The following is a 20,916-nucleotide window of genomic DNA, read 5'->3' as shown; positions in this document are numbered from 1 at the left end:
ATTGGCGTGGACTCGACAATCAGGAGATCGGTTGTTCACCGCGCACGGTCTACCGAATCGCCGAACGCCACGGACTTGTCGGCGACCGCCGCCGCGGCCATCACAGCAGCCCAGGTACCAACACGCGCTCCAGACCGGTCATTCATGCCACCGGACCAGGTCAGCTGTGGTCGTGGGACATCACCGACCTGCACGGCCCGACCAACGACGACCGCTACAAGCTCTACCTCGCGATCGATGTGTTCTCTCGCTACCCGGTGTGCTGGCGCATCGAATACACCGAGAACAAACCCGACGCGATTGACATGTTCACCACCGCTATCACCGAGCACGGTCCGCCGACGGTGCTGCACTCCGACAACGGGGCGGTCATGCGTTCGCACAAGCTGATCACGGCCCTCAAAAAACGAGGGGTGATCAACTCACGTTCGCCGCCCCGGGTCAGCAACGACAACCCGTTCTCCGAATCGTTGTTCAAGACCATCAAATACGACCTGTCCTGCCCTGAGAAGTTCGACAGCATCGAGCACGCCCGCGCCTGGACCGCACAGTTCCTGCACAACTACGCCACCGAGCACCGCCACAGCGGGCTCAACCACTACACCCCCGAGCAAGTGCACACCGGCACCGCAGACGATGTCGCCGACCAACGACACCAACACCGCCTCGACAACTACAACAAGCACCCCGAAAGGTTCAGGAAGCCACCACAACGACAAGCACCACCCACAATCGCCGGCATCAACATCAAACCGGCCAAACCACGAAAAGAACCAGCCCTGTCTTAGACAGGTTGACAACTACCGGGTAACCGGTGGGCGGTGGGAAAACGGTGGGTGCGGCTAGGTGGCGCGCGCCGGACGCAACTCGCGCGGCAACGCGAACGTCAACGTCTCCTCCGCGGTGGTCACCTTCTCGACTCCGTCGAAGCCGTTCGCCTGCAAGACCTCGAGCACACCGCGCACCAGAACCTCGGGCACCGAGGCACCGGAGGTGACACCGACGGTCTGCACACCCTCGAGCCAGGCGAGATCCATTTCCCGGGCGTAGTCGATGAGATACGAGGCCTTCGCGCCGGCCTGCAGGGCGACCTCGACCAATCGGACCGAGTTCGACGAGTTCTGCGAACCGACCACGATCACGAGGTCGCACTTGGGAGCCATGGCCTTGACCGCGACCTGGCGGTTCTGGGTGGCGTAACAGATGTCGTCGCTGGGCGGATCGTTGAGCAGCGGAAACTTCTCGCGCAGACGCGAGACGGTCTGCATGGTCTCGTCGACGGACAGTGTGGTCTGCGACAGCCAGATCACCTTCGACTCGTCGCGCACGGTGACGCCGTCGACGCTCTCTGGACCGTCGACGAGCTGCACGTGCTCAGGCGCCTCGCCTGCGGTGCCCTCGACCTCCTCGTGGCCCTCGTGACCGATGAGCAGGATGTCGTAGTCGTCGCGAGCGAACCGCTTCGCCTCCTGGTGGACCTTGGTGACCAAGGGGCAGGTGGCGTCGATGGTGCGCAGATTGCGACTGGCAGCGGAGTCGTGGACCGCCGGGGACACACCGTGGGCGGAAAAGACCACCAGGGCACCTTCAGGCACCTCATCGGTCTCGTCGACGAAGACCGCACCGCGATCAGTCAGTGTCTCCACGACATGGCGGTTATGCACGATCTCCTTACGGACGTACACCGGAGCACCATGCTTCTCCAGGGCTTTTTCCACGGTTTCCACCGCACGATCGACGCCGGCGCAGTAACCGCGCGGCTCTGCGAGCAGGATTGTCTTGACTGATGGGCTGTTCTCGGCCGAACTCATGGTGTTCAGCCTACGGGCAATACGACCCTACTGGTGGTCACCACCGGTGGCATGAGGCACAGTATTGGCATGATTCGACCACCTTATGCCGCCAGGGTCGCCGCCGGGGTAGTTGTAACCGTGCTGGAAGAGACGCGAAAACTGCCCACCACCGCCATCACATTGCCGATGAGTGCGGTCAGTCAGACGCTGCAGGCAGTGATGCGATTTCAGCAGGGCATCGCCGAAATGGCGATCAAAGGGGACGACATCTTCGAATCCCTGCTCGGCCGGGCCGAAGAGGAGCCCGAGTGGGCGACTTTCGATGAGGACGACGACTTCGAGGGCAACGATGACAGCCCGCCCACGGTTCCCGCCGCTCCGATCACCCCGGCAACGACGACCGTGACATCGGCGGACGAGAAGCCCGAGACCGCCGACGACGACCCCGAGGCCACCGCCGCACCCGCAGGCACCGGACGATTCGCGCTGTACAGCTCGACACCCGACATCGAGAGTGACGCGCCTGTCGCCACCCGACGATCCGCGAAGAACTCCCCGGAAATCGTCGTCATGCTCGATTACGACACACTCACCCTGGCGCAGCTGCGGGCGAAATTGCGGGGCGTCGGGCTGTCAGAGCTCAAAGAACTGGCCGAGTACGAGAAGGGCAATCGAGCGCGGGCACCATTCCTCACCATGCTCGACAATCGCGTGACGGCTGCGACCAAGTAGCCTGCCCGCGTGAGCAATACGCCCGAATCAGCGTGGCCTGTCCGCACCATCAACACGAAGATCGCCGAGTGGCTCCACAAGCTCGGGCAGGTCTGGGTCGAGGGTCAACTGACCCAGATAAATCGCCGTCCCGGAACACGGACGGCGTTTTTGACGCTGCGCGACCCGGCTGCCGACATCTCGATCCAGGTCACCTGCAGCCCCGACCTGCTGACCCGCGCGCAGGTCCCCCTCACGGAGGGCGCACGTGTGGTGATGCTCGGTCGGCCGGTGTTCTACACCGGACGCGGGACCGTGTCACTGCGGGTCACCGAGATCCGGCCGGTCGGCATCGGTGAACTCCTCGCTCGCATCGAGCGCCTGCGTCAACTACTCGCCGCCGAGGGATTGTTCGACACTGCCCGCAAGCGGCCGCTGCCGTTCTTGCCCGGGACCGTCGGCCTCATCACCGGCCGCGCCAGCGCCGCCGAACGCGACATCATCTCGGTGGCTCGGTCCCGCTGGCCCGCAGTTCGATTCGAGGTCCGGAATGCTCCGGTCCAGGGGCCGGCGGCGGTCCCGCAAATCCTCGGGCACCTTGCCGAACTGGATGCGGACCCACGTGTCGATGTGATCATCCTGGCCCGCGGCGGAGGCAGCGTCGAAGACCTACTGCCGTTCTCCGACGAGGCACTGTGCCGGGCTGTGGCCAAGGCGACGACGGCGGTGGTCAGCGCCATCGGACACGAACCCGATTCCCCGTTGCTCGACCTGGTCGCCGACCTGCGCGCGGCAACGCCGACCGACGCGGCCAAGCGCGTGGTCCCGGACGTGATCGCCGAACTCTCTCAGATCAGAGAATTGCGAGCCAGAAGTGCTGGTGCACTTCGAAATTGGGTGACCACACAGGTTCGCGGTCTCGATTCTCTGCGCGGCAGACCAGTGCTGGCCCGGCCGTTTCGGATGATCGACGACCGGGTCGACGAGATCGAGCGCGCAACCCGGGACATCCGGCGTGACGTCGTCCGGTGCGTCGGGAGTGAGGAACAACGCGTCGACCACCTGGCCGCGCGTCTTGCGACCCTCGGCCCCGCGCAGACCCTGGCCCGCGGGTACGCGGTCGTGCAGCGCGTCCCGGGAGCGGCGAGCAGCAGCGACGAGCAGCCCCACGTGGTGAACTCGGTGCACGACATGCCGATCGGCAGTCAACTGCGGGTTCGGGTCGCCGACGGCGCAACCAGGGCCGCCGTCATGGGCGTGGAAAAAAAGAGTTGATGTGAGCCGATGCTTGGAGGAAAGAAAACGTGCCACCGAAGAAGCCTGCGGACGACGACCCCACGCCGATCGCCGAACTGGGATACGAAGAAGCGCGCGATGAGTTGATCGTCGTGGTGCGAACCCTCGAGCAGGGTGGCCTCGACCTCGATGCATCGCTAGAGATGTGGGAGCGCGGCGAGGCCCTCTCGCGGCGCTGTGAGGAACACCTCGAAGGCGCGCGCAAACGTATCGAGTCCGTGCTCGGCAGCGACGATCCAGATGGCGACCTCGGCGACGACGAAGACTTCGACGAAGAGAACTGATCGGGTCCCTGCGCACTCTCTCCCTATCCGCGCGTTTATGTGGCTGCGGCACGTCCTGCAATACTCGAAAGCGTGGCCGCTAAACCTCGCATCCTGAACAACAACAAGGACATGATCTGGTCGTTGATCCCCTTGTTGTTGCTGTGCGTGTTCGTGGCGATGGTGTCGGGCAACTGCTCGGTCGGTCTCTCGGGCGGTTCAGGTGACGACAAGGTCCCGGCGTACGACATCGACAGCGGGCTCAAGGCCGACGCCAGGAGCCTCGCCTTCCCCATCCGGCTCCCCGCCACCCCGAACGACTGGAAGCCGAACAGCGGCACCACGACCGCACTCGAGAACACCTCGGTGTCGAACTCCGGTTACATCACGTCCAACGGCGTGTACATCCAGCTCAGCCAGACCGACGCGACCGAGGACTCTCTGCTCGGCTCACTCGCCGGAGACGAGCGTCTGCTCGGGGCGGGCACCCGTGAGGTCGGAGGATCCAATTGGGTCGTCTACGCCAAGCCGGACGGCGGACGAACGGTCTGGGTCACCGATCTGGGAGACGTGCGCATCGGCCTGATGTCGAACAAGGGCAAGGAAGAGGACTTCCAGACGCTCGCGACGGCCACCCTGGCCGCTTCGCCCCTGCCGGGCCGCGGCACCGGACCACAGGTGCTCCCCACCAAGTAGTACTTTCGTCGCTCAATATCCACCTATTGGGTGAGGACTGATGTCCTCAGGTCCCTATAAGCTTCCTTCCTATGGCAATGTTCTTGTATCGGCTGGGACGGTTCTCTTTTCGACACAAGTGGTGGGTGATCGTCAGCTGGTTGCTGCTCGGTGCTCTGGTGATCGCGTTGGTCGCCGCATTCAACCCCAAGTTCTCCAAAGATTTCGAACTCCCGGGTACCGACTCGGACAAAGCGATGTCGATCATGGAGAAGGACTTCAGCGCGGTCAACGAGCGGCAGATGGAGGCATCGACCTCTGTTCTCATCGCCGCGAGCGACGGGCTGGCGGCTCACACCGACGACATCGACGGGCTCGTCGCGAAACTCAAGACGCTGCCCGACATCTTCGAACCCGAGACCATCGTCAACCCGGTCACCGTGGCCGCCGCCGATCCGGCGATCGCCGCCTCGGTACTCGGTGACAACGGCCAGGTCGGCCTCATCCAGGTCCAGCAGAACATCAACGTCGAAGATCTGACGATCGACGACAAGGAACAGTTCGAGGACATCATGAAGGAATTCCGGACCGGTGGACTCGACGTCCGCGGTACGGGTTCGCTCATGCAGGTGCAGGCACAGGGCGGAACGGCCGAGATGCTCGGCTTCGTCGTCGCGTTCGTGGTGATGATCGTCGCATTCGCAGCACTGGTCGCCGCGTTCATCCCGATCATCACCGGCATCCTGGGTGTACTGATCAGCATCAATCTCGTCACGCTCGGGGCCGGAATCTTCAACATGAACGAGAGTGCGACCGGCATCATCACGATGCTCGGCATCGCCGTCTCGATCGACTACGCCCTCTTCATCGTCTCCCGGTACCGCACGGAGCTGAATCTGGGCGGCACGCGTGAGGCCGCGGCCGGACGCGCCGTCGGCACCGCGGGAACGGCCGTGGTCTTCGCCGGCCTGACGGTTGTCATAGCGGTCGTCGCGCTGGCAGTCGTGGGCATCCCGTTCGTCTCGCAGATGGGTGCGGGCGCCGGACTCGCGGTCGTCATCGCGGTCCTGGGAGCCATCACGCTCATCCCGGCTCTGCTCGGTGCGTTCGGCAGGTTTGCGTTCTCGCCGCGGATCAAGGGTCTGCGACACGGCGACGAGCCCGAGAGCCAGGTGTCCAACGGACAGCGAACCGCGAAGTTCCTCGTCAAGTACCCACTGCCGGTCGCGCTGGTGGGGCTGGCATTCCTCGCCATCATCGCCACCCCGATGACCAAGCTGGAGCTGGGGCTGTCCTTCTCGTCCGACGCCGAGGTGCCGGCGACCGAACTCCTCAAACGGGGATTCGGCGAAGGTGTCAACGGGCAGTTGCTCGTGGTCTTGAACGAGAAAGAGGGCGGCGACGTCGCCACGGTCGCGACGGAGACGATCGATCACATCAAGACCCTGTCCAATGTCGCGAACCCAGACCAGCTGATCTGGATCGGCAACGGTCCGGACCAGGCGAACTCGCAAGAGGGGGCCACCGCTGCCCTGATCTCGGTGACGCCGCAACAGTCGCCGAGCGGCGAGCAGACCCACGAGTTGATGGAACAGATCCGTGACTACTCGTCGACCGCCGAATCCGACGGGGCGACCCTCAATGTCGGCGGCCAGACGGCCATCATGTCGGACATCTCGGCGAAACTGAGCTCGGCTCTGATCCCCTATCTGATCCTGGTGGTCGGTCTTGCCTTCATCATCCTGATGGTGGTGTTCCGGTCGATCCTGGTGCCGCTGACGGCGACGATCGGGTTCATCTTCTCGATCTGCGCGACCTTCGGTGCGACCGTTGCAATCTTCCAGGAGGGGATCTTCGGCCTGATCACCCACACGCAACCGATCATCTCGTTCCTGCCGATCTTCATGATCGGCGTGGTGTTCGGACTGGCGATGGATTATCAGGTCTTCCTGGTGACCCGAATGCGCGAGGAATACGTGCACGGCCTGTCGGCGAAAGAGGCGGTGCTGGTCGGCTACAAACACGGCGCCCGCGTCGTCGCCTCCGCAGCGGTCATCATGATCTCGGTGTTCGCGTCGTTCATGTTGGCGCCCGACACCACCTCGAAGATGATGGGCTTCGCCCTCGCGGCGGCCGTGTTCTTCGACGCCTTCATCATCCGGATGATCGTGGTTCCTGCGGTCATCGCACTCATGGGTGACAAGGCCTGGTGGATGCCCGGGTGGCTCGACAAGATCGTGCCGAACGTCGACATCGAGGGTGCTTCGATTCGGGAGATCCCGATCGACGACACCGTCGCGCCCGATGGGAAGCCGTTGGCGGCAAAGGCAGACGCCACCAGCTGATCGACTCCGCGAACAACGGACCCCCTCGGCCGCGGCCGAGGGGGTCCGTCTGTTGTGACGTGCCTCACGTACGATTGCGGAGACCCTTCGAGCTCCGGAGAACCGTGTGCCGCCACCGCTGACCCGACCGTCGAGCGCGCTGCGTATCGACCAGGATCCTCGAGTCCATTTGCGTCATCTGGACTCGCTGTTCGAGCAGTGGTCGTCGACCGGCGCCGTGCCCTCCGGTGTTCGCGAAGAGGTCGCCCGGTCCTGGCAACGTCAGCCGGCGCAGTATCGCGGGGCCGACTATCGCCCAGCCGACGAGGTCGCGCTTCGCCGCGACGCCGATCCACTGCTGAACCACGCGTCGGCCGCCCTGCGCGAACGCTTGCTGACCAGTTGCACCGACACCGCCACCGAACTCGTCCTGTGCGACAGCGACGGGGTGGTGCTGTGGGTCGCCGGTCCGCCGAACGTACGCAAACGGTCGGAGAACCTCGGTTTCGTAGAGGGCGCGTCGTGGACCGAGAAGGCCGTCGGCACCAACGCTCTCGGAACCGCGATGGCCGACCGGTCCCCGGTGCAGATCTTCGGTTCCGAACACTCGCACCCGAGCCATCACAGCTGGGTGTGTACCGGGGCCCCGATCATCGATCCTCGCGACGAGTCCGTCCTCGGGGCCATCACCCTCTCGGGCGGCCTACGCACCGCACACCCGCACACGCTGTCCCTGGTCTGCTCGACCCTCGACGCGGTCAACGCCGAACTCCGGATGATCCATCAGGACGGTCTGCGCAGTCGCAGCGACGCAGCGTCGGGCTTGCTCGGGCCACCCGGTGCCGATTCCCTGGTGGTCGACGGCAACGGCTGGGTGATCGCCACCCGGGGTATCGCGGTCAGCGATCGGCTGTTCATCCCCGGCGGTCTGGCGTCGGGCACGGTGTGGATTCCCAGCCTCGGGCACTTCGACGCCCAACCGGTCGGCGACCTGTGGCAACTGCGGCGTGCCACCCGCAGTGCGACCTCGCTCATCCTGCAGGCCGAACCACCCTGCGCACTGGTCTCGTTCGATGACCGCGAACAGGCGACGCATCCGTTGACGCGCCGGCAGTTCGACCTGCTTCGCATCGTCGCCGCACACCCCGCGGGCCTGAGCGCCAGGGAGCTGTCGACGAAGCTCTACGGAGGCGGCGATCACACCGTGACCGTACGGGCCGAGGTATCCCGGATCCGGCGCTCACTCGGCCCTCTGCTCGCCCCGCGGCCCTACCGGCTGACGGTGCCGGCGTCGTGCCGCTAGTTCTGCAACTCCCTGCAACCCTTCTCCATGGTCTGGGACCCTTCTACCGTCAGGTGTGATCCACCTCACGCGAAGGAGTTGACCATGACCACCACCGTCTCACCCACCCAGACGGCACGGGCCTTTCTCACCGACCTGGAGCAGGCGCTTGCGCATGCCCAGCAGACCGGCGAGGTCGGCGCCGTCACCGATCTGTTCGTCGACGACTGCTACTGGCGCGATCTGGTGGCACTGAGCTGGAACCTCACCACCGCCGAGGGCAAGGACGACCTCGCCGCCATGCTCGCCGCAACCCTGCCGACCTCGGCTCCGGGCAACTTTCAGCTCGAGGGTGAGGCGACGGAAGACGACGGCGTCACCACCGCCTGGTACACCTTCACGACCCCCGTGTTGCGAGGCAAGGGCCTGATGCGCCTGCGCGACGGCAAATGCTGGACGTTCCTGACGTCCGCGCAGGAGCTGTTGGAGTTTCCGGAGAACAAGCGCAGCCGGCGCATCAAGGGCGCCGAACACGGCGTGGTCCCGGGCCGCAAGAACTGGCTCGATCGACGGGCCGAGCAGAACGAGACCCTCGGCATCACGACCCAGCCGTACACGCTGATCGTCGGCGGCGGCCAGGGCGGCATCGGTCTGGCGGCACGTCTGCGCCGACTCGGTGTCTCGACCCTCGTCATCGACAAGCACCCGAAGCCCGGCGACGAGTGGCGAGGACGCTATTACTCACTGTCACTTCATGATCCGGTCTGGTACGACCACATGCCGTACCTGCCGTTCCCCGATGACTGGCCCGTGTTCACGCCCAAGGACAAGATGGGCGACTGGCTCGAGAGTTACGTCAAGATCATGGAACTCGACTACTGGAGCAGCACCACCTGCACCGACGCCACGTTCGACGAGGCGACCCAGCAGTGGACCGTCGAGGTCGAGCGGGACGGCGAGAAGCTGACCTTGACCCCGACGCAACTGGTGCTCGCCACGGGGATGTCCGGCATCCCCAACATCCCGGAGATCCCCGGCGCCGACACCTTCACCGGCGACCTCGTCCACTCCTCACAGCACCCCGGCGGCGGCAAGTACGCGGGCAAGAAGGCCGTGGTGCTCGGAGCCAACAACTCCGCCCACGACATCTGCGGTGACCTCTGGGAGAACGGCGCCGACGTCACGATGATCCAGCGCTCGACGACACACATCGTGAAGTCGGAGTCGCTGATGCGCGAGGTGCTGGGACCGCTGTACTCGGAGGAGGCACTGGAGAACGGTATCGACCACGAGACGGCCGACCTGATCTTCGGATCGATCCCCTACGGCCTGCTCGCCGATTTCCAGATCCCGGCGTGGAACACCATCCGCGAGCAAGACAAGGAGTTCTACGACAAGCTCGAGGCCGCCGGCTTCATGCTCGATTTCGGCGACGACGACTCGGGACTGTTCCTGAAGTACCTGCGCCGCGGTTCGGGCTACTACATCGATGTCGGTGCGTCCGAACTCATCGCCGACGGCAAGGTGAAGCTCAAGGCACCGGCGCACATCACCGAGATCAAACCGCATTCGGTGGTGCTGTCCGATGGCACCGAACTCGAAGCGGATCTGATCGTCCTCGCCACCGGCTACGGCTCGATGAACGGCTGGGCAGCGAAGTTGATCTCGCAGGAGGTCGCCGACAAGGTCGGTAAGTGCTGGGGCCTGGGATCGGGCACCACGAAGGACCCGGGACCGTGGGAGGGCGAGTTGCGCAACATGTGGAAACCCACCGCCCAGCAGAACCTGTGGTTCCACGGCGGCAATCTGCACCAGTCGCGGCACTACTCGCGGTACCTCTCGCTCCAACTCAAGGCACGCGAAGCCGGGATGAACGTGAACGTCTACGGCCAGGCACCGGTGCACCACCTGCAATAACGGGCATGAAAGGATGGCCTCAACCCTTTCGCCGCGATTTCAGGAGGCCCTCCATGTCAGCCGATACCCCCCAGTTCGAGGCTCCCGACCGTAACTTGGCGATGGAGCTCGTGCGGGTCACCGAGGCCGCTGCCCTCGCGGCGGGCCGCTGGGTCGGCAAAGGCGACAAGAACGGCGGCGACGGGGCCGCGGTCGACGCGATGAGGCAACTGCTCTCCACCGTGTCGATGCGCGGCGTCGTCGTGATCGGCGAAGGCGAAAAAGACGAGGCGCCGATGCTGTTCAACGGCGAAGAGGTCGGCAACGGCGAAGGACCCGAGGTCGATGTGGCCGTCGATCCGGTCGACGGCACCACCTTGATGGCCGAGGGCCGTCCGAACTCCATCGCGGTGCTCGCGGTGTCCGAGCGCGGGACCATGTACGACCCGTCGGCCGTCTTCTACATGGAGAAGATCGCCGTCGGGCCCGAGGCCGCCGGAGTCATCGACATCAACGCGTCGGTCGAGTTCAACGTGCAGGCTGTGGCCAACGCCAAAGGCATCGAGGTCGCCGATCTCACCGTTGTCGTCCTCGATCGCGAACGCCACGAGGGCCTGATCGGCGAGATCCGGGCCGCCGGCGCCAAAGTCCGGCTGATCTCCGACGGCGACGTCGCCGGCGCCATCGCGGCGGCACAGGAGGAAAGCTCCGTCGACATGCTCATGGGCATCGGCGGCACCCCCGAGGGCATCATCACCGCGGTGGCGATGAAGTGCATGGGCGGCGAGATCCAGGGCAAGCTCTGGCCGCGCAATGCCGCCGAGAAGCAGAAGGCCCTCGACGCCGGGCACGATCTCGACCGGGTTCTCAAGACCGAAGACCTCGTCAGCGGTGAAAACATGTTCTTCTGCGCCACCGGTGTCACCAACGGAGACATGCTCCGCGGCGTCAGCTACCGCGCAAACGGTGCGACGACCCGTTCGCTCGTCATGCGCTCGCGGTCCGGCACCATCCGGAACATCGAGGGCCGCCACACCCGCCAGAAGGTCGCCGAGATCGCCGCGAACACTTTTCAGGACTGAAGCCCAGCTTCCAGGACTGACCATTTCAATCAGTGCCACCGAAGTCAGTGCGACCGACGCCTGGCGAAGGCACTGCCAATCGCAGCGATACGATGCAGCGCGTGAGTGAACAAGCTTCAGCCCCAGAGTTTCTCTACTCAGATCTGCTTCCGACCGACGGCGACGACACCCCCTACCGACTGATCACCACGGAGGGGGTGTCGACGTTCGACGTCGACGGTCAACGCTTCCTCAAAGTGGATCCGGAAGCCATCAGGACCCTCACCGCCGAGGCGATGCATGACATCAGCCATTACCTGCGGCCGGCCCATCTTGCGCAGCTACGCAAGATCATCGACGATCCCGAGTCCTCGGGAAATGATCGGTTCGTCGCATTGGACCTTCTCAAGAACGTCAACATCTCCGCCGGTGGCGTGCTGCCCATGTGTCAGGACACCGGTACCGCGATCGTGATGGGTAAGAAAAGCGAAGGTGTGTTGACCGGCACCGACGACGCCAGGTCCATCTCGCGGGGCGTCTACGACGCGTACACCCAGCTCAACCTGCGGTACTCGCAGCTCGCGCCGCTGACCACTTACGACGAGAAGAACACCGGCACCAACCTGCCCGCGCAGATCGAGATCTACGCGACCGAACAGGGACCGAAAGGTCCCGAATACAAGTTCCTGTTCATGGCCAAAGGCGGCGGCAGCGCGAACAAGTCGTTCTTGTTCCAGGAGACCAAAGCGATCCTGAACCCCACGGGGATGCTGAAATTCCTCGACGAGAAGATCCGATCACTGGGCACCGCGGCCTGCCCGCCGTATCACCTGGCCGTCGTCATCGGGGGCACCTCCGCCGAGTTCGCGCTCAAGACCGCGAAATACGCCTCCGCCCACTACCTCGACAATCTCCCCACGACGGGGTCGATGTCGGCACACGGCTTCCGGGACCTCGAGCTCGAAGACGAGGTCTTCAAGCTGACCCAGTCCTTCGGGATCGGCGCCCAGTTCGGTGGCAAATACTTCTGCCACGACGTCCGCGTGGTCCGACTCCCCCGCCATGGCGCGTCCTGCCCTGTCGCGATCGCCGTCTCCTGCTCGGCAGACCGGCAAGCGCTCGGCAAGATCACCGCTGACGGTGTGTTTCTCGAGCAGCTCGAGACCGATCCGGCGAAGTACATGCCGGCAGCCGGTGTGGCCGAAGACATCGCCGGCGGCGAGGTGGTCGAGGTCGACCTCAACCGACCGATGTCGGAGATCCTCGAGCAGCTGTCGCAGTATCCGGTGAAGACCCGTCTATCGCTCAGCGGACCGCTGGTGGTGGCCAGAGACATCGCGCACGCGAAGATCAAGGAGCGCCTCGACGCCGGCGAGCCGATGCCCGACTACCTGCGCGACCACCCCGTCTACTACGCCGGGCCCGCCAAGACGCCCGAGGGTATGGCGTCCGGATCGTTCGGTCCGACGACGGCGGGCCGGATGGACAGCTACGTCGAACAGTTCCAGGCCGCAGGTGGGTCAATGGTCATGTTGGCCAAGGGAAATCGTTCGAAGCAGGTCACCACCGCATGCAACACCCACGGCGGCTTCTACCTGGGTTCGATCGGAGGCCCCGCGGCACGGCTGGCCCTGGACTGCATCAAGAGCCAGGAAGTCATCGAATACCCTGAACTCGGCATGGAAGCCGTGTGGAAGATCGAGGTCGAGGATTTTCCGGCCTTCATCGTCGTCGACGACAAGGGCAACGACTTTTTCACCGATCCCGGCGGCGCCGTCAGCGTCCCGCTGAGTGGCGTCAGGATCCGATCCAAGGAGCGCTGAACATTGAGTGAGCAGGCCTATCGCATCGAGCACGACACCATGGGCGAGGTCCGGGTGCCGATCGACGCCCTGTGGCGCGCCCAGACGCAGCGTGCCGTGGAGAACTTCCCGATCAGCCACCGGCCGCTCGAGAAGACGCAGATCCGGGCGATGGGTCTGCTGAAGGCTGCGTGTGCCCAGGTCAACAAGGACCTCGGGTTGCTCGACGCAGAGAAGGCCGATGCGATCATCGCCGCCGCCACCGAGATCGCCGATGGCAAGCACGACGACCAGTTCCCGATCGACGTGTTCCAGACCGGCTCTGGCACCAGCTCCAACATGAACGCCAATGAGGTCATCGCCTCGGTGGCCAAGGCCGCCGGGATCGAGGTGCACCCCAACGATCACGTCAACATGTCGCAGTCGTCGAACGACACCTTCCCCACGGCCACCCATGTGGCGGCCACCGAGGCAGCGGTCACCGATCTGATCCCGGCGCTCGAGCACCTGCAGAAGGCGCTGGCAGAGAAGGCCACCGAGTGGCGCACGGTCGTGAAGTCGGGCCGCACCCACCTGATGGATGCAGTCCCCGTGACCCTCGGCCAGGAGTTCGGTGGCTACGCCCGTCAGATCGAGGCCGGCGTCGAGCGCGTCACCGCGACCCTCCCCCGTGTCGGCGAACTGCCGATCGGCGGCACGGCCGTCGGTACCGGTCTCAACGCCCCAGGCGGGTTCGGTACCAAGGTCGTCGCCGAGCTGATCAAGCTGACCGGTGTCGAGCAACTCGCTCTGGCCAAGGACAACTTCGAGGCGCAGGCCGCTCGCGACGGACTGGTCGAACTGTCCGGCGCGCTCAAAACCGTCGCGGTGTCGCTGACGAAGATCGCGAACGACGTCCGCTGGATGGGGTCAGGCCCGCTGACTGGTCTGGGCGAGATCCAGCTACCCGACCTGCAGCCCGGATCGTCGATCATGCCCGGCAAGGTCAACCCGGTTCTCCCCGAGGCGGTTACTCAGGTCGCCGCGCAGGTCATCGGTAACGACGCGGCCGTCACGTGGGGCGGCGGCAACGGAGCGTTCGAACTGAACGTCTACATCCCGATGATGGCGCGCAACGTGCTGGAGTCGGCCAAGCTGCTGGCCAACGTGTCTCGGCTGTTCGCCGACCGGTGCATCTCCGGGCTCGTCGCCAACGAGGAGCATCTCAAGGAGCTTGCCGAATCGTCCCCGTCGATCGTCACCCCGCTCAACAGCGCGATCGGTTACGAGGAAGCTGCGGCCGTCGCCAAGCAGGCCCTCAAGGAGAAGAAGACCATCCGCCAGACCGTGCTCGATCGCGGCCTGATCGGCGAGAAGCTCTCCGAGGACGAACTCGACAAGCGCCTCGACGTCCTGAAGATGGCCAACCTCGACCGAGAGCGGTAACCCGGACTCCCCGATTTTGGTGGCTTTTGGTGAGCCCGACCTGGGCTTTTGCTCACCGGAAGCCACCAAAATCGGTATCGTGGGGCGGTGCTGTTCCCGTTTCCGACCGACTGGCAGACCGCGCTGGTCCTGATGCCGCACCCGGATGACCCCGAGTACGCGGTCGCGGCGGCGGTCGCGAAGTGGTCGACGGCCGGCAAATCCGTGGTCTACGTGCTGGCCTCCCGCGGCGAAGCCGGCATCGAGGGCATGGCGCCCGCCGAGGCCGGGCCGGCGCGCGAGATCGAACAACGCGAATCAGCCCGGATCGTCGGTGTCGAGTCGATCGAGTTCTGGGACTTCCCCGATTCGGCCATCCAGAACACACCCGAACTCCGTGCCGCAATCACCGAGGCCATCACGCGCGTGCAGCCTCAGGTCATCATCTCGATCTACGGCGGGCCTGGATGGGGTCCGGAGTACCTCAATCAGTCCGACCACATCGAGTTCGCCGCCGCGGTGCTGCAGGCCTACGACGCCCTCGAGGACAAACCCCGATGGCTGTTCGAGAACAGCCCGGACGTCACACATGTCGAGGAGGTCGGGGACTTCGTCGGCGTCGCGGTGAAATCACTTGCGGCACACGCGCAGTACCTGTCAGTACTTGATCCGGCCACACCCGTCGTCGAGCAGGCCCGCGCTCAGGTCGAGACGGTCACCGCAGCCCGCGAGGACTACGACAACCAGCGGGTGGTGACTTTCGACCTCAAGCGCCGCACCCGATGATGGGTTTGGGCTAAGCAAGGCCGATGCTGATGACCGGTTGGCGGGCGGGGTCGAGCCACTGGACGACCTCGCGCATGACGTCGCGGTCGATGGCGACGCATCCCCAGGTCGGTTCCCCGTTGCTGACGTGCAGGAAGATCCCCGCGGCGTAGCCGGCGACGCGTTGCGGGTTGTGGGCGATGTTCACGACGTAGTCGTAGATCTCACCGGTCGACAGGATGTGTTCGCTGTCGCCGCCGGGATTCTCCGCCTGGCGGACGTGGCTGTTGTAGGTCGGCGATCCCGGTAGTGCGTCCCACCAGTCCTGATCGTCGGCCTGGAAGTACGACATCTTCGTGCCCGGGTTCGGTTGGTTGCCGAAGGCCTGATCCAGCGCGAATGTACCCATCGGTGTCCGCCAGACGTTGTCGCGCGGTACCCCGAGTCCCTCGGATCCGAGGTAAGCCTCGGTGGGTCCGATCACGCTGGTCCACTCACCGGATTCGTCGCGCTCCCAAGCGGTCAGCGTCGCGGTGGTGTCCGAGACCGATTCGGCGGTCACAGTGATCATCTGCGTCGAGGTCGGGAACGACGACGGCGACGTGACATCGGCGCGGGCGGGGGCAGGGGCGACCAACACGGTCGCGGCACAGACAAGAGCGGCCATTGCAAACATCAGCCACATACGTCTCATAGACAACTTCAGCACCAGGAGATTATGTCAGCGCCGTAAGCCGTACTACGTATCGGAGCGGTCACAGTGCTGCACTATTCTGATCAAGGCCAGCGGGGCCTGTCACGCACGTCACTCCACTGCTGGCATATTCCACTAGTTTCGGGGGTCTTTCATGCCGCTCGCTCCGGGCAGCGTCTTTGCCGGCTATCGAATCGAACGCCAGCTCGGCGCCGGGGGTATGGGTGAGGTCTATCTGGCACAGCATCCGCGCCTCCCCCGCTCGGATGCGCTCAAGATCCTGCCGGCGTCCCTTCCCGGGTCGAGCGCCACGTCCGACGACGACTACCGTCGGCGCTTCGTCCGCGAAGCCGACCTCTCGGCGAAGCTCTGGCACCCCAACATCGTCTCGGTACACGATCGCGGCGAATACGAGGGCCGCCTCTGGATCAGCATGGACTTCGTGCCCGGTACCGACGCCGCCGAACTGCTGGCGGTCTACCCCAAGGGTGTCCGACCGGATCTGGCGTTGCAGATCGTCACCGAGGTGGCGTCCGCACTCGACTACGCACACGGCCAGGGTTTGCTCCACCGCGACGTGAAGCCGGGCAACATCATGCTCACCGAGGCCACCCCACATCGAGTGATGTTGACCGACTTCGGGATCGCACGATCCCTCGGTGACGTCGGCGACATCACCCAGACCGGCCTGGCCGTCGGAACCCTTGCTTACGCAGCACCGGAGCAACTCCGCGGGCAACCCGTGAATGCGCGCGCGGACATCTACGCCCTCGGCGCCACCGCCGGAGCACTCTTGACCGGCGCACCGCCCGGCCTCGGCCGCGACCTACCTCCCGCCGCGGCACAGGTCATCAACCGTGCTCTCGCAGCGGACCCGGAGCAGCGACAACAGAGTTGCGCCCAGTTCGCGAACGAGCTCGCCGCTGCGTTGGATCTACCCCCGGTACAACCGGTGTCACTGACGCCTGAACCGGACCCAACAAAAAGCGACCACCCGCCCCACGCCCCGACCCTGCTCGGGCTCCCCACCGCTCGGCCGAGCACGAGCTCGGCGTCGCCTTCGCAGGAGGACACCCCGACCCAGTTCGCCGCGACGCCGCCACCAACTCCTCCACCGGTGTTTCGAGCGGGTCCACCGGCCTCGGATCGACCTTCCCGGACACCGCCGATCGTCGGCCTGCTCGCACTCATCACAGTGATCGCACTGGGAGTCATCGCGGGCGTGGTGTTCTGGCCGAAGGACGGCGAGTCCGATCAGAACGCAGCGCGATCAGTCTCGACCCCGCAGACGCCCGCGCCGGGTTCGATCGGCCCCGGTGTCATCGAGGAATTGCCACTGAGCCAGGCGCCCGCGCCGGCCCCGACGGCAGCCACGCCGCCCACCAGTTCACTGCCGGCACCAGCACCCAATCCCGCCGACCTCGGACTGGCCACGCCCATCAGCACTCCGGCCTGCGACGGGAGCGGCATCGTCATCGTGGAGAACGCGACCGATCCCGCGACCAATCGCGACGTGATCGCCGCTGCGCTGCAGAGGAACCCGGGCGCACAGTACCTGCGGACCGACCGTTCGTGTCCTTCTTTGCGACCCGTCGACGATCAAGGAAATCTGATCTACGCGGCCTATGTGGTTGTCGGACAGGGAAAATCGTCCGTCTGCAGTGCGCTGCCCGGCTACCCTGACCGGTACGGCAAGGTCCTCGACACCGTCAGCGATCCGAATGTTCCCATCTGGCCTGCGGACTGCTGATCTCGACGCGCCCTGAGGCTCGAACTCTTACGCCCCCGGCGCGAATTCCTCCAGCATCTCGGTGACGAGCGCCGCGATCGGCGAACGCTCGCTACGCGTGAGCGTCACATGCGCGAAAAGCGGGTGTCCCTTGAGCTTTTCGATGACCGCCGCGACACCGTCGTGACGTCCGACCCGGAGGTTGTCCCGCTGCGCGACATCGTGCGTGAGGACCACCCTCGACCCGGATCCCAAGCGCGACAACACCGTCAGCAAGACGTTGCGCTCGAGCGACTGCGCCTCGTCGACGATGACAAACGAATCATGCAGCGACCGACCACGAATATGGGTCAGAGGCAACACTTCCAGCATGCCGCGGCTGAGCACTTCTTCGATCACTTCTGTCGAGGCCAGCCCTTCGAGGGTGTCGAACACCGCTTGGGCCCAGGGACCCATCTTCTCGGACTCACTGCCCGGAAGGTAGCCGAGCTCTTGTCCGCCAACGGCATACAGTGGCCGGAACACCACGACCTTGCGCTGCGTCCGTCGTTCGAGGACCGCCTCGAGACCGGCGCACAAGGCCAGCGCCGACTTGCCGGTACCGGCTTTGCCACCCATGGACACGATGCCGACGCTGTCGTCGAGGAGCAGGTCGAGCGCCACTCGCTGTTCAGCACTGCGACCCCGCAGTCCGAACACCTCACGGTCACCCCGCACGAGTTGCACCTGCTTCTGTGGGTTGACTCGGCCGAGCGCACTGGATCCGCCACCGAGCAGCCGGATTCCGGTGTGGCAGGGCATGTCCCGCGCCCCGTCGACATCGACGACCCCTTCGGCGAACAGCGTGTCGATGGTTGAGGAATCACATTCGAGCTCCGCCATACCGGACCAGCCCGAGGTCACCACGTCCTGGGCGTGGTACTCGTCGGCGGCCAGCCCGACCGCGCCGGCTTTGATACGCAGCGGCGTGTCCTTGGACACCAGGACAACGTCTTTGCCCTCGGCACGAAGGTTCAACGCACAGGCGAGGATTCGTGCATCGTTGGTGTCGGTGCGAAAACCTGCGGGCAGTACCGACGGGTCCGTGTGATTGAGCTCGACCTGAACCGTTCCACCAGCATCCCCGATGGGGATCTCTTGATCGAGCCGACCGTGCTCCAAGCGCAGATCGTCGAGCATCCGCAACGCTTCCCGAGCGAACCAGCCGAGTTCGTGGTGGTGACGTTTACCCTCGAGTTCTCCGATGACCACCAACGGGAGGATCACGTGGTGTTCGGCGAAACGTGTTGCCGCCCAAGGATCGGACAACAATACAGACGTGTCGAGGACGTAGGTACGAGCATCGCTTGTAGTCACGAAAGGCTCCTAGGCCTGGTGGCACCACACAGGCTGGTGTTGCTGGACCGGTCGGTTCCGGTGAAGTCGGCAGAGCTGCCGCCTCCACAAGGACCGGGGCCGGTCCTCTCGCACTCACGTGAGCAAGTCAACGATTGAACCTCCCGGACGAACCACTTCCCCGCGGCCCGTCACTCGTCAAAGTACGCCGACTACGGCGTGTCGGCAGGACGGAAGCGGCGCGTGTCCGTGAATAATCGGTTAACTGTTCGACTTGGCAACGGGCGGTATTTCTGCGGCCATTTGCACCCCGTTCCGGGTTGCTATCGTCGGACTGTATGAGCACCCTCATCGCCGAAGACCTGCTATTGCTGCTGCTCGACGACGAGAAGGGCACGACCCCCGCATCTGTGCCGGTGCCCACGGTTCTCGGCGGGGCAATCCTGATGGAACTCGCTCTCATCGAAGCGATCGGCATCGGAGAGAAGCCGAGCAGGTGGACCGCGGCCAAGGTCAGGGTCGCGCGGGCGGAGGCCGCCACCGACCCCGTCTTGCGCCGCGCCGTCGGCATCGTCGCGGAGAAGGAGCGTCCTGCTCAGAGCCTGCTCGGTCGTCTCGGAAAGGGACTCAAGGACGAACTCGGTACACGTCTGGCCAAGATGAGCTTCGTCGAACGCCGATCCGACCGCATCCTGGGGGCGTTTCCCCACACCACCTGGCCTGCGGTGAATCGCAGCCACAAGCTCGACCTACGCCGCGACATCACCGCGGTCCTCGTGCACGGCAACCCGCCCGACGACAGGACCGGTGGACTGATCGCCCTGCTCTCGAGCATCAACCGCGCGCATATGGCGGTCGACACCGACGAGGTTCCCCGGCGAGAACTCAAGAAGCGTGCGAAGGCGATCGCGGAGGGCGACTGGGCGGCGAAGGCGGTCGCCGATGCCATCGCCGCGGCGACAGCTGCGATCACTGCCGCGACGGTGGCATCCGTCGCGGCGTCCTCCGGGAGCTGAGTTCTACAGGCCTGCGGCCGACAGCACTCGCCGGCGCGCAGCTTCGCTTGCCTCGTCGAGACCGTCGAGGCTCTGGAGTTTGAGGTCCGCTACCAACGAGCGCGCGACGAACCCCGTGGCGTCGGCGTTGAACTTGGCGATCGCGTCCAGTTCACCGAAGTTGTCGACGTCGGCACCAATCAGTTCCAGTTCGGCCACTGCCTTGACGACCGACTTGAGGGCTTCGGTGATGTTGGCGTCGATCCCGGCGTTGATGAAGGCGGTGAATGTCTTCGCCTGCACGCGGTCGTCGTGCAGGATCCTGCTGACGATGCCTTCGAGCACCTCACTGTCGGACTCGGCGATGAGCTTTTCCTCGAAGGCGACGCACTGCAGTTCGTGAACCGCCAGCAACGCCAGGACGTCCAGGATCTGGTAGTCGGTGAGCGAACGCGGGGTCTGGAGCTTGCCCTTGGTCATGTGATGCAGACGCAGAGTCTCGGCGGCCTCAGGATCCATGAGCCGCGAGACCACCAGGTAGTCGCGCAGCGCGATGGCGTGCCGGTTGTCTTCGGCTGTCCAGGAGCCGATGACTTCCTGCCAGGCACCGAAGATAGAGGCTTTCTGCGCCATCAGCCGGTGATAGGACGGCATGTTGTCCTTGGTCAGCAGCAGCGCGAGCAAGGCCGACGTCACGTCCTCCGGCAGCGGCCGTGGCTGGTCGGGATCGAAGTCCTCGCCGCCCAGGAATGCGAAGTTGCGTCCTTCGGTCCACGGCACCCAATCATGCGGATTCCACGGCGACGCTGCCGCGTAGTGGTCTTCCATGATTTCCGGGATCGCCTTTTCCAAGGCGTAGAGCAACTCGTCCTGGGTCAGATCATTCACCCG

At 64.8% G+C, this 20,916-nt stretch carries 18 protein-coding genes; 14 read left to right on the top strand and 4 right to left on the bottom strand.

Going from position 1 to position 20,916, the window contains the following annotated elements; all coding sequences use genetic code 11:
- The coding region (locus BFL43_RS03455; RefSeq protein ID WP_084890195.1) for a DDE-type integrase/transposase/recombinase at nucleotides 1-788 on the top strand (788 nt) is incomplete at its 5' end.
- Between the two features lie 54 nt (nucleotides 789-842).
- Here BFL43_RS03455 and BFL43_RS03450 read toward each other — a convergent pair.
- The gene (locus tag BFL43_RS03450; protein ID WP_084890792.1) at nucleotides 843-1,811 is read right to left on the bottom strand and encodes a 4-hydroxy-3-methylbut-2-enyl diphosphate reductase; all 969 of its coding nucleotides are present in this window, start codon (nucleotides 1,809-1,811) and stop codon (nucleotides 843-845) included.
- 69 nt (nucleotides 1,812-1,880) lie between these two features.
- Here BFL43_RS03450 and BFL43_RS03445 point away from each other — a divergent pair, with 69 nt between their 5' ends.
- The 11 genes from BFL43_RS03445 (at nucleotide 1,881) to BFL43_RS03395 (ending at nucleotide 15,293) form a co-directional block, all read left to right on the top strand.
- Entirely contained in the window at nucleotides 1,881-2,525 is a 645-nt protein-coding gene (locus tag BFL43_RS03445; protein ID WP_084890802.1) for a lipid droplet-associated protein, read from the top strand.
- Between the two features lie 9 nt (nucleotides 2,526-2,534).
- The gene (gene xseA, locus BFL43_RS03440; RefSeq protein ID WP_084890790.1) at nucleotides 2,535-3,779 is read left to right on the top strand and encodes an exodeoxyribonuclease VII large subunit; all 1,245 of its coding nucleotides are present in this window, start codon (nucleotides 2,535-2,537) and stop codon (nucleotides 3,777-3,779) included.
- A 29-nt stretch (nucleotides 3,780-3,808) separates the two neighbouring features.
- Nucleotides 3,809-4,084 (top strand): exodeoxyribonuclease VII small subunit, encoded by a 276-nt coding sequence (locus tag BFL43_RS03435; protein WP_084890788.1) that lies wholly within the window; start codon nucleotides 3,809-3,811, stop codon nucleotides 4,082-4,084.
- Between the two features lie 72 nt (nucleotides 4,085-4,156).
- Nucleotides 4,157-4,759: a DUF4245 domain-containing protein gene (locus BFL43_RS03430; protein ID WP_084890786.1), complete on the top strand. Its 603-nt coding sequence runs from the start codon at nucleotides 4,157-4,159 to the stop codon at nucleotides 4,757-4,759.
- Nucleotides 4,760-4,830: 71 nt separating this feature from the next.
- Nucleotides 4,831-7,083 carry an MMPL family transporter gene (locus BFL43_RS03425; protein ID WP_084890784.1) on the top strand — a complete coding sequence of 751 codons (2,253 nt, stop codon included), beginning with the start codon at nucleotides 4,831-4,833 and terminating at the stop codon, nucleotides 7,081-7,083.
- A gap of 106 nt (nucleotides 7,084-7,189) precedes the next feature.
- Entirely contained in the window at nucleotides 7,190-8,365 is a 1,176-nt protein-coding gene (locus BFL43_RS03420; RefSeq protein ID WP_084890782.1) for a helix-turn-helix domain-containing protein, read from the top strand.
- Nucleotides 8,366-8,449: 84 nt separating this feature from the next.
- Nucleotides 8,450-10,261 carry an NAD(P)/FAD-dependent oxidoreductase gene (locus tag BFL43_RS03415; RefSeq protein WP_084890780.1) on the top strand — a complete coding sequence of 604 codons (1,812 nt, stop codon included), beginning with the start codon at nucleotides 8,450-8,452 and terminating at the stop codon, nucleotides 10,259-10,261.
- Nucleotides 10,262-10,314: 53 nt separating this feature from the next.
- The gene (gene glpX / locus BFL43_RS03410) at nucleotides 10,315-11,322 is read left to right on the top strand and encodes a class II fructose-bisphosphatase (RefSeq protein WP_084890778.1); all 1,008 of its coding nucleotides are present in this window, start codon (nucleotides 10,315-10,317) and stop codon (nucleotides 11,320-11,322) included.
- A gap of 92 nt (nucleotides 11,323-11,414) precedes the next feature.
- A complete protein-coding gene (locus BFL43_RS03405; protein WP_240498032.1) occupies nucleotides 11,415-13,124 on the top strand; it encodes a fumarate hydratase in 1,710 nt (569 codons plus the stop codon).
- A 3-nt stretch (nucleotides 13,125-13,127) separates the two neighbouring features.
- The gene (locus BFL43_RS03400) at nucleotides 13,128-14,528 is read left to right on the top strand and encodes a class II fumarate hydratase (RefSeq protein ID WP_084890776.1); all 1,401 of its coding nucleotides are present in this window, start codon (nucleotides 13,128-13,130) and stop codon (nucleotides 14,526-14,528) included.
- Nucleotides 14,529-14,660: 132 nt separating this feature from the next.
- Nucleotides 14,661-15,293, top strand: a complete 633-nt coding sequence (locus BFL43_RS03395; RefSeq protein ID WP_084890798.1) for a PIG-L deacetylase family protein — start codon at nucleotides 14,661-14,663, stop codon at nucleotides 15,291-15,293.
- Between the two features lie 10 nt (nucleotides 15,294-15,303).
- Here the strand turns inward: BFL43_RS03395 and BFL43_RS03390 are convergent, their stop codons facing one another.
- Nucleotides 15,304-15,981: a L,D-transpeptidase family protein gene (locus BFL43_RS03390; RefSeq protein WP_240498031.1), complete on the bottom strand. Its 678-nt coding sequence runs from the start codon at nucleotides 15,979-15,981 to the stop codon at nucleotides 15,304-15,306.
- Between the two features lie 139 nt (nucleotides 15,982-16,120).
- Here BFL43_RS03390 and BFL43_RS03385 point away from each other — a divergent pair, with 139 nt between their 5' ends.
- Nucleotides 16,121-17,716, top strand: coding sequence for a serine/threonine-protein kinase (locus tag BFL43_RS03385; RefSeq protein WP_084890772.1), 1,596 nt, complete (start codon nucleotides 16,121-16,123; stop codon nucleotides 17,714-17,716).
- A 27-nt stretch (nucleotides 17,717-17,743) separates the two neighbouring features.
- On the opposite strand, the gene BFL43_RS03380 is transcribed toward BFL43_RS03385, so the two are convergent.
- On the bottom strand, nucleotides 17,744-19,051 hold the full coding sequence (locus BFL43_RS03380) for a PhoH family protein (protein ID WP_084890770.1): 1,308 nt from the start codon (nucleotides 19,049-19,051) through the stop codon (nucleotides 17,744-17,746).
- A 317-nt stretch (nucleotides 19,052-19,368) separates the two neighbouring features.
- Here BFL43_RS03380 and BFL43_RS03375 point away from each other — a divergent pair, with 317 nt between their 5' ends.
- Complete coding sequence (locus BFL43_RS03375; protein ID WP_084890768.1) at nucleotides 19,369-20,046, top strand: GPP34 family phosphoprotein; 678 nt, start codon at nucleotides 19,369-19,371, stop codon at nucleotides 20,044-20,046.
- 3 nt (nucleotides 20,047-20,049) lie between these two features.
- Here BFL43_RS03375 and BFL43_RS03370 read toward each other — a convergent pair whose 3' ends face one another.
- On the bottom strand, nucleotides 20,050-20,913 hold the full coding sequence (locus BFL43_RS03370) for an acyl-ACP desaturase (protein ID WP_084890766.1): 864 nt from the start codon (nucleotides 20,911-20,913) through the stop codon (nucleotides 20,050-20,052).
- Nucleotides 20,914-20,916 lie beyond the last annotated feature (3 nt).

This window comes from Williamsia sp. 1135 (assembly GCF_002095395.1).
In the GTDB taxonomy this organism is placed as follows: domain Bacteria; phylum Actinomycetota; class Actinomycetes; order Mycobacteriales; family Mycobacteriaceae; genus Williamsia.
The sequence above is the reverse complement of the archived record's forward strand: the minus strand, read 5'-3'. Positions and strand labels throughout refer to the sequence as shown.